The sequence below is a fragment of the Kitasatospora aureofaciens genome, assembly GCF_019192735.1.
GTDB classification, from domain to species: Bacteria; Actinomycetota; Actinomycetes; order Streptomycetales; family Streptomycetaceae; genus Kitasatospora; species Kitasatospora aureofaciens_A.
Genome location: NZ_JAHTKP010000078.1, coordinates 23,545 through 32,320 on the forward strand (window position 1 = coordinate 23,545; position 8,776 = coordinate 32,320).

The window sequence follows — 8,776 nt, forward strand, 5'->3', positions numbered from 1 at the left end:
TGGCCGTCCGAAGAACCTCAGGCCTGATCGTCCGAAATTCCTCAGACCGAAGGAGAGTTGCTGCCGATGACCGCCGCCCCGGCCCCGATCGCCCTCGACCCGCTGGCCCGCGACAACGCCGCCGAGGGCGCCCTGCTGTGCGCCGCCGGCCCGGCGGTGCCGGTGGAGCTGCCCGGCGGGGTCGCCGCGTGGGCGGTGACGCAGCACGCGGCCGCGCGCGATCTGCTGACCGACGCCCGGCTGGTGAAGGACGCCGTGCACTGGGCGGCCTACCAGCGCGGCGAGGTCCCGAAGACCTGGCCGCTGATCGGCCTGGCCGTGCCCGGCCCGAGCATGGTGACCACGGACGGCGCCGAGCACCGCCGGCTGCGGGCCCTGGTGGCGCAGGCGTTCACCCCGCGCCGGGTGGAGCTGATGCGCCCGCGCGTCGAGGAGATCACCCACGGGCTGCTGGACGCGCTGGCCGCGGGCGAGCCGGTGGCGGATCTGAAGTCGGCGTTCGCGTTCCCGCTGCCGATGACGGTGATCTGCTCGCTGCTGGGCGTCCCGGAGTCGGACCACGGGGTGCTGCGCGACCTGTACGAGCGGTTCTTCGGCATCAAGCCCGACCCGGCGGGCATCCAGGCGACCGTCGCTGGGCTGAACGCCTTCGTCAACGACCTGGTGGCGCAGCGCCGTTCGGCCCCCGGCGACGACCTGGCGAGCGTCCTGCTGGCGGCGGACACCGAAGGCGGGGCGCTGACCGACGCGGAGGCGGCTGCCACCCTGCGGGTGATCATCGCGGCCGGGCACGAGACCACGGTGAACCTGATCGGCAACGCCGTCCGGGCGCTGCTGTCCCACCCGGACCAGCTGGAGCTGGTGCGGTCGGGGCAGGTGTCCTGGGACGCGGTGGTGGAGGAGTCGCTCCGCTGGACCCCGCCGACCAGCAACTTCCTGTTCCGCTTCGCCGCGGAGGACATTCCGGTCGGCGACACGGTGATCCCGGCGGGCGCGCCGGTGCTGATCTCGTACAACGCGATCGGCCGGGATCCGGCGCAGCACGGGGTGACGGCGGAGCTGTTCGACATCACCCGGGACCCGGCCCGCCACCTGTCCTTCGGTCATGGCCCGCACGTCTGCCCGGGTTCGCCGCTGGCCCGGCTGGAGGCGGGGGTGGCGCTGCCGGCGCTGTTCGAGCGGTTCCCGGAGCTGTTGTTGGCGGTGCCGGACGAGGAGCTGCGGCCGAGCCCGTCGCTGGTGGTCAACAGTCTCCTGGAGCTGCCGGTCCGGCTGCATTGACGCATCGTCAGGAATCCGTGGCCCCGTCTGTGCAGGACGGGGCCACCGGTGTCTCCGGGCGCCGCTCGGGTCACGACTGGGGCACTTGCCGATGAAGGTCGAACGCGGACCTTGGCGGCGGCCGGTGGCTGGGTTAACGTCGTCGGATCGGCCCGCCGTCCATCCGTGGTGATCTCCGCACGCCCATCTCGGGTACAGCGCAATGTCGTTCAGCTCACAGCCGGCAGTACGCCCTGGCGAGGAGGACCGCATTGACTCCCAACCCGACCGCGCCGTCCAAGAGTTCACGCCGCCGCCTGGTCGCCGCACCCGCGCTGCTGGCGGCGCTGGCGCTGACCGCGGCCTGCTCGAACAGCTCCGGCGGTTCGGGTGACGGTGGCGGCGGAGCCCAGACGCTGTCCGGCGACTGCGCCAAGTACCAGCCGTATGCCGGTCATTCAGGCACCACGGTGACGATGTTCGCCTCGATCCTGAGCCCGGAGTCGGACAACCTGGAGAAGTCCTGGGCCGAGTTCGGCAAGTGCACCGGGATCAAGATCAGTTATGAGGGCTCGAACGACTTCGAGTCGCAGCTGCCCGTCCGGGTGGCCGGCGGCAACGCCCCGGACTTCGCGATCATCCCGCAGCCGGGCCTGCTGGCGCAGATGGTGAAGAGCAGCAAGGTGGTGAAGCCGCCCGCCCAGACGGTCGCCAACCAGGACAAGTGGAGCCCGGTCTGGAAGACCTACGGCTCGGTCAACGGCACCTTCTACGCGGCCCCGATGAGCGCCAACATGAAGTCGCTGGTCTGGTACTCGCCGAAGACCTTCAAGGCGGCCGGCTACGAGGTGCCGAAGACCTGGGCCGACCTGATGGCGCTCAGCGACCGGATCGCCAAGGCCGGCGGCGGCAAGCCGTGGTGCGGCGGCATCGCCTCCGGTACGGCCACCGGCTGGCCGGCCACCGACTGGCTGGAGGAGGTGGTGCTGGGCACGTACGGCGGTGACGTGTACGACCAGTGGGTCGGCCACCAGGTGAAGTTCTCCGACGAGAAGATCACCGCCGCGATGAAGACCGTCGCCGACTGGATGCAGAACCCGGCCTGGGTGAACGGCGGTTACGGCGACGTCAAGTCGATCGCCACCACCACCTTCCAGGACGCGGGCGCGCCGATCCTCACCGGCAAGTGCCTCATGCTCCAGCAGGCGTCCTTCTACAAGGCGCAGTGGCCCAAGGACACCAAGATCGGTCCGGACGGCGACATCTTCGCCTTCCACCTGCCCGCGGTGAACCCGGCGATCGCCAGCCCGGTCGAGGGCGGCGGCGAGTTCCTGACCGCGTTCGCGAGCCGGCCCGAGGTGCAGGCGGTGCAGAACTACCTGTCCAGCTCGGACTGGGCGAGCAGCCGGGTGAAGACCGCCACCGGCTGGGTCTCGGCCAACCAGGGCGTGGACAAGAGCCTGTACACCGACCCGATCGACCGGCTGTCGGCGGACGCGCTGACCGACCCGGGCGCGACCTTCCGCTTCGACGCCTCCGACATGATGCCGGCCGCGGTCGGCTCCGGGCAGGAGTGGAAGTCGCTGACCGCCTGGTTCGCCGAGGGCCAGTCGATCCAGAAGACCGCCGCCGACATCGACGCCGCCTGGCCGCAGTAGGCGCCGCACCCACCAGGCGTCACCAGGCGTCACCGGGACCACCTGCCGAGGGCGGTGCGGGGCCACCCACCCGCACCGCCCGCCCCCTTCCCACCGGCACCAGGAGGGACCTACAGCCATGTCCGTACCCGGCACCCCGTCACCGGCCGTCGCGCTCGCCGGCGGCGCTTGGGGCGACGCGGCGATCAAGTTCGCCAACAGCTTCGGCGCGATCGCGGGCTTCCTCGGCATCCTGCTGGTGGTGTTCTTCGCGGCCGGCCGCGCCCGGGGCCGTCTGGCCCGCCCGCTCGCGGTCGCCGTGTTCCTCGGCCCGGCCGTGCTGCTGCTCCTGGTCGGCCTGGTCGTGCCGCTGCTGCGCACCGGCTATCTGAGCCTGCTGAACGACGACGGCACCCGCTTCGTCGGCGGCGAGAACTACGGCTGGGCGTTCACCACCGAGTCGGTGCAGGAGGTGCTGGTCAACACCCTGCTCTGGCTGGTGATCGCGCCGCTGGTGGCGACCGGGCTGGGCCTGGTGCTGGCGCTGCTGGTGGACCGGATGCGCGGCCAGGCGGTGTACAAGTCGCTGATCTTCATGCCGATGGCGATCTCGCTGGTCGGCGCCTCGATCATCTTCAAGTTCGTCTACGAGTCGCGCGGCCCGGGCCAGTCGCAGATCGGCCTGCTCAGCCAGCTGGCTGTCGCGCTGGGCTGGGACGACCCGCCGAACTGGATGCTCTCCCAGCCGCTGAACACCTTCCTGCTGATGGCGGTGATGGTCTGGGTGCAGACGGGCTTCGCGATGGTGGTGCTGTCGGCGGCGATCAAGGCGATCCCGGACGAGATCACCGAGGCGGCCCGGCTGGACGGCGCCGGCGGGGTGCGGCTGTTCTGGTACGTCACCGTGCCGATGATCCGCACGACGGTGGTGGTCGTGCTGACCACCGTCATGATCACCACGCTGAAGGCCTTCGACATCGTCCGCACCATGACCGGCGGCAACTTCGGCACCCAGGTGCTGGCGAACGAGATGTACTCGCAGTCCTTCGTGCAGTTCAACACCGGGCACGGCAGCGCCCTCGCAGTGATCCTTTTCCTCGCCGTGCTGCCGCTGGTGGCCTACAACATCGTCCAGCTGCGGAAGGAACGTGGGGTCCGATGAGCCGGTTGAACGCGCATGACGGCAACCCGCTCGGCACGCGCCGCGGCAGCCCGGTCCGGAAGGCGTTCAGCAGCCCGCTCGCCTCGGTGTTCGTGATCGCGGTGACGGTGCTGTGGACGATCCCGACGCTGGGCCTGCTGGTGACCTCGCTGCGGCCCAAGCAGGACGTGACGGCGGACGGCTGGTGGAACGCCTTCGTCCACCCGGACCTCGGCCTCGGCAACTACCACACGGTGCTGTTCGAGGGCGGCTCCGGCGTCTCGACCGGCCTGATGCCGTTCCTGGTCAACTCGCTGGCGATCAGCATCCCGGCCACCCTGTTCCCGCTGGTGCTGGCGGCGATGGCGGCGTACGGGCTGGCGTGGGTGAGGTTCCGGGGCAGCGACACCGTGTTCTTCGTGGTGTTCGCGCTCCAGGTGGTGCCGATCCAGATGGCGCTGATCCCGTTGCTGCGGCTGTTCTCCGGCGGCGCGCACCTGGGCTCGCTGACGCTGATCCCGCCGGTGGACCTGAAGGGCAGCTACGCGCCGGTCTGGCTGGCGCACACGATGTTCGCGCTGCCGCTGGCGGTGTTCCTGCTGCACAACTTCATCGCCCAGCTGCCGCGGGACCTGATGGAGGCGGCGGTGGTGGACGGCGCCTCGCACTTCAAGATCTTCCGGTCGATCGTGCTGCCGCTGTGCACCCCGGCGCTGGCTTCGTTCGCGATCTTCCAGTTCCTGTGGGTCTGGAACGACCTGCTGGTGGCGCTGACCTTCGCGGGCGGCACGCCGGAGGTGGCGCCGATGACGGTCCGGCTGGCGCAGCTGGCCGGGTCCTTCGGCGGGCGCTGGGAGCTGCTGACGGCGGGGGCGTTCCTGTCGATCATCGTCCCGCTGATCGTCTTCTTCAGCCTGCAGCGGTACTTCGTCCGCGGCCTGCTGGCGGGTTCGGTGAAGGGCTAGCGGCGCTCTGAGCAGGGGTCAGGGCTTTATGAACCTGTTCAGAACTGATTTTTGAACCCGTTCAGAACGGTCTGCAGTCGGCGGCAGCCGCACGGCCGGGGAAGGCGCAGGCGGCTGGGGGCGGCGAACGGGCCGGCCGGGAGCGTGCTGCTCCCGGCCGGCCCGTGCGGGTTGCGGTGGCTCAGTGCATCGCGACGCCGGAGGACTCCGACGGCAGGTCGCTGGCCTTGGCCTTGATCGCGAAGACCGCGACGATCAGCGCGACCGCGGCGAGCGCGGCGCCCACGACGAATCCGTGCGAAATGCCCTGGGTGAGGACCGAGTTGGCGGCGTCGGTGCCCTGGGGGAACTCGTGGTGCTCCTGCAGGTGGGCCAGCTGGTCCGGCGAGGCCGACTCCATGAACTTCGGCAGCTGCACCTTGAACTCGGCCGTGGCGTAGTGCGCGAAGACCGTGGTCAGGATCGACAGCCCGAGCGAACCGCCGATCTGCTGCATCGAGTTGAGCAGGCCGGACGCGGCGCCGGTCTCCTCGCCAGGGACGCCCGCAACGGCGAGCAGCATCACCGGGACGAAGATCAGACCCATGCCGAAGCCGAACACCACCGTGGGGCCGAGCACCCCGTCGACGTAGCCGCTGTCCTTGCTCATCTGGGTCAGCCAGCTGAGGCCGACGGTGACCAGCAGCGCGCCGCCCGCCATGAACGGCTTCGGACCGTACTTGGCCTGGAGGTTGGACGCGAGCTGCGCGGCGATGATGATCGACACGCTGATCGGCAGGAAGGAGACGCCGGCCCTCAGCGGGCTGTAGCCGAGCGGGCCCTGCACGAAGAGTACGACGTAGAAGAAGATGCCGAACATGGCCGCGGCCAGGCAGAGCATCATCACCAGGCCGCCGGTGCGGTTGCGGTCGGCGAACAGGTGCAGGGGGGTGATCGGCTGGGCGGTCCGCTTCTCGATCACGAAGAAGGCGACCAGCAGGATCGCGCCGGCCGCGAAGGAGCCGAGCGTGATGCTGTCCGACCAGCCGTCCGAGGCGGCCCGGATGAACCCGTAGACCAGGCCGACCAGGCCGAGCGTCGAGGCGAGTGCGCCGGGCAGGTCGAAGCGGCCCTCGTGGCGCTCGGACTCGGTGATGTAGCGCGGCGCGGCGACCGCGATCAGCACCGCGATCGGCACGTTGACGAAGAAGACCCAGCGCCAGTTCAGGTACTCGGTGAGCAGGCCGCCGGCCAGCAGGCCGATCGCGGCGCCCGAGCCGGCCACCGCCGAGAACACGCCGAACGCCTTGTTGCGTTCCGGCCCTTCCTCGAAGTTGGTGGCGATCAGGGCGAAGGCCGTCGGTGAACAGATCGCGCCGCCGATGCCCTGGAGCGCGCGGGCGGCCAGCAGCAGGCCGCTGTCCTGGGCGAAGCCGCCGAGCAGCGAGGCCAGGCCGAACAGCAGGGTGCCGAAGATGAACACCCGGCGGCGGCCGAGGATGTCACCCGCGCGACCGCCGAGCAGCAGCAGCCCGCCGAAGGTCAGCGTGTAGGCGTTGATGACCCACGACAGGTCGGTGGTCGAGAAGTTCAGCGCGTCCTTGATGTGCGGCAGCGCGATGTTCACGATGGTCGCGTCGAGCACCACCATCAGCTGCGTGGCCGCGATGACGGCCAGGGTTATGCCCTTGCCCCGCCCCTGGCCGCTTTGCGGTGGCGAGTTCTTGCTGAGCGTGTCGGGAATAGCCACGATTGTGCCCCCTGCTGGCTATGTGCTTGGTGTGCTGCGTGCCTGTTGTGCTGCGTGCTGGGTGTGCTGCGGACCTCGGGTCCGGCATGCTCCTGCGCCGTGCGGCAGGCTGGGAAGGAACGGGATCGTTCACTAAGGTGGACGATATCCTGGCCCTGTTTGTGAACGCAAGCGTTCCTTAAGGTTGGTGACAATGGATCATTCGGTGCGACGCCAGGCGATGGACCGGGCGGCCGGTCCGGCCGCGGAGGCGGCGGGTGCGGCGGCGCCGCCGTCGCCGACGGCGCGGGCGGTTTCGGGCTCGGCGGGCCTCTGTCCGGTGCGGGTGGCCGCCGAGGTCCTCACCCGGCCGGTGCGGCGCCGGGGGAAGGAACTGGAGAGCGCGATCTTCGCGGCCACGCTCGACCAGCTCACCTCCGGCGGCTACGCGCGGCTGACGATGGAAGGTGTCGCCGCTGCGGCGCGGACCGGGAAGGCCGCGCTGTACCGGCGTTGGGCGTCCAAGGTCGAACTCGTTATCGACGCCCTGGACTCCACTCTCCCACGCCCTCACGGCATCCCCGACCTCGGGTCCGCCCGTGGTGAATTGCTCCAGCTCATCGAGGTGTTCGCGGAGGCGATGAACTCCAGCGCGGGCAGCGCCCTGCACGCGCTGATGGGTGAGCTCTCCCATCAGCAGGCCGAGGTGTTCAAGGACTTCATCGTGCAGCGGGTGATCGAGCCGACCAAGGACACCATCCTGGACATCCTCCGCCGCGGCGCCGAGCGCGGCGACGTCCGGCCCGACGCGGCCACCCCGATGGTTGCGGACGTCGTCCCCGCGATGTTCCTCTACCAGGTCAAGATCTGCGGCCGGGAGAACGTGGCGCCCGACTACGCGGTCCGGATGGTGGACGACGTGCTGGTGCCGCTGATCCGGGCGTGAGTCGTGATCCCGGGGTCGCGATCCGGGGTCGCGATCCGGGCGTCCGTCGTGATCCGGACGTGAGCCGCGCTCCGGGCGGTTCGGGGTGGCTCCGGGCGCCTCGGTGGCGGGCTTAGGCTGGAGGCTGCCCCAGCTGAACGGGCTGCCCAACTGAACGGGCTCCCCGGCCGAAGGAACCTGCGATGCCCATCGTCCCGCCGACGCACTCCGCCGAGCGCTCGCTCCGCCGGGCCGGCGCCAAGATCGTCGTCGGCCTGGACGAGGTCGGGCGCGGCGCCTGGGCCGGCCCGGTCACCGTCGGCGCGGCCATCACCGGCCTGCGCAGGGCGCCGGAGGGGCTCACCGACTCCAAGCTGCTCACCGAGCTGCGCCGCCGCGCGCTTGCCCCGGTCCTCGCCGACTGGGTCACCGCGTACGCGCTCGGCCACGCCTCGCCGCAGGAGTGCGACGAGCTCGGCATGACCGCCGCCCTGCGCCTGGCCGCCGTCCGCGCCCTGGAGGCGCTGCCGGTCGAACCCGACGCGGTGATCCTCGACGGCAAGCACGACTACCTGGGCGGCCCCTGGCGGGTGCGCACGGTGATCAAGGGCGACCAGTCCTGCATCTGCGTCTCGGCCGCCTCGGTGCTCGCCAAGGTCCACCGCGACGGCCTGATGGCCGAACTCGGCGAGCAGCACCCCGCGTACGGCTTCGCCGACAACGCGGGCTACCCCTCCCCGGTGCACCGCGCGGCGCTGGAGGAGTTCGGCCCGACCGATCAGCACCGGCTCTCCTGGGCGTACTTGGACGCACTGCCGAAGTGGCGGCATCTCAAGCGGGTCCGGCCCGGCCTGGACACGGCCGAAGGCTCCGCCGACGAACAGTTGACGCTCGGTTTCTGACGGTCCGTCTGGAATTGCCGGATGGTTCCGGCACGGCGGTGCTGCCCAATGGGTGGGGTGCCCGTGCGCGTCCGACCGGCATTTGATAGATATCCGGGTATGCCTGTCTTCCCCGAGGAGCCGGAGATTCACGAGAGCCTCCCGGGCCCCGGCGTTCCCTTCCCCCGCGAGTCGGACGCACAAGCCCTCCACGCGCCTGCCACCGGCGGCGCGCCTGCCACCGCACCCACGACCGTCG

The 8,776-nt window shown here is 70.5% G+C and carries 7 protein-coding genes; 6 read left to right on the forward strand and 1 reads right to left on the reverse strand.

Annotated features, from left to right (window positions below; all coding sequences use genetic code 11):
• Positions 1-66: 66 nt before the first annotated feature.
• The 4 genes from KV557_RS37225 (at position 67) to KV557_RS37240 (ending at position 5,003) form a co-directional block, all read left to right on the forward strand.
• Entirely contained in the window at positions 67-1,281 is a 1,215-nt protein-coding gene (locus KV557_RS37225; RefSeq protein ID WP_218206038.1) for a cytochrome P450 family protein, read from the forward strand.
• Between the two features lie 251 nt (positions 1,282-1,532).
• Complete coding sequence (locus tag KV557_RS37230) at positions 1,533-2,918, forward strand: ABC transporter substrate-binding protein (RefSeq protein WP_218206039.1); 1,386 nt, start codon at positions 1,533-1,535, stop codon at positions 2,916-2,918.
• Positions 2,919-3,036: 118 nt separating this feature from the next.
• The gene (locus KV557_RS37235) at positions 3,037-4,059 is read left to right on the forward strand and encodes a carbohydrate ABC transporter permease (RefSeq protein WP_218206040.1); all 1,023 of its coding nucleotides are present in this window, start codon (positions 3,037-3,039) and stop codon (positions 4,057-4,059) included.
• Positions 4,056-5,003, forward strand: coding sequence for a carbohydrate ABC transporter permease (locus tag KV557_RS37240; RefSeq protein WP_218206041.1), 948 nt, complete (start codon positions 4,056-4,058; stop codon positions 5,001-5,003). Before KV557_RS37235 ends, KV557_RS37240 begins: the two co-directional genes overlap by 4 nt.
• Before the next feature lie 181 nt (positions 5,004-5,184).
• Here the strand turns inward: KV557_RS37240 and KV557_RS37245 are convergent, their stop codons facing one another.
• A complete protein-coding gene (locus KV557_RS37245) occupies positions 5,185-6,726 on the reverse strand; it encodes an MFS transporter (RefSeq protein ID WP_308130265.1) in 1,542 nt (513 codons plus the stop codon).
• A gap of 199 nt (positions 6,727-6,925) precedes the next feature.
• Here KV557_RS37245 and KV557_RS37250 point away from each other — a divergent pair, with 199 nt between their 5' ends.
• The gene (locus tag KV557_RS37250) at positions 6,926-7,657 is read left to right on the forward strand and encodes a TetR-like C-terminal domain-containing protein (RefSeq protein ID WP_256178516.1); all 732 of its coding nucleotides are present in this window, start codon (positions 6,926-6,928) and stop codon (positions 7,655-7,657) included.
• A 182-nt stretch (positions 7,658-7,839) separates the two neighbouring features.
• Positions 7,840-8,538 carry a ribonuclease HII gene (locus tag KV557_RS37255; protein ID WP_218206042.1) on the forward strand — a complete coding sequence of 233 codons (699 nt, stop codon included), beginning with the start codon at positions 7,840-7,842 and terminating at the stop codon, positions 8,536-8,538.
• Positions 8,539-8,776: the final 238 nt, after the last annotated feature.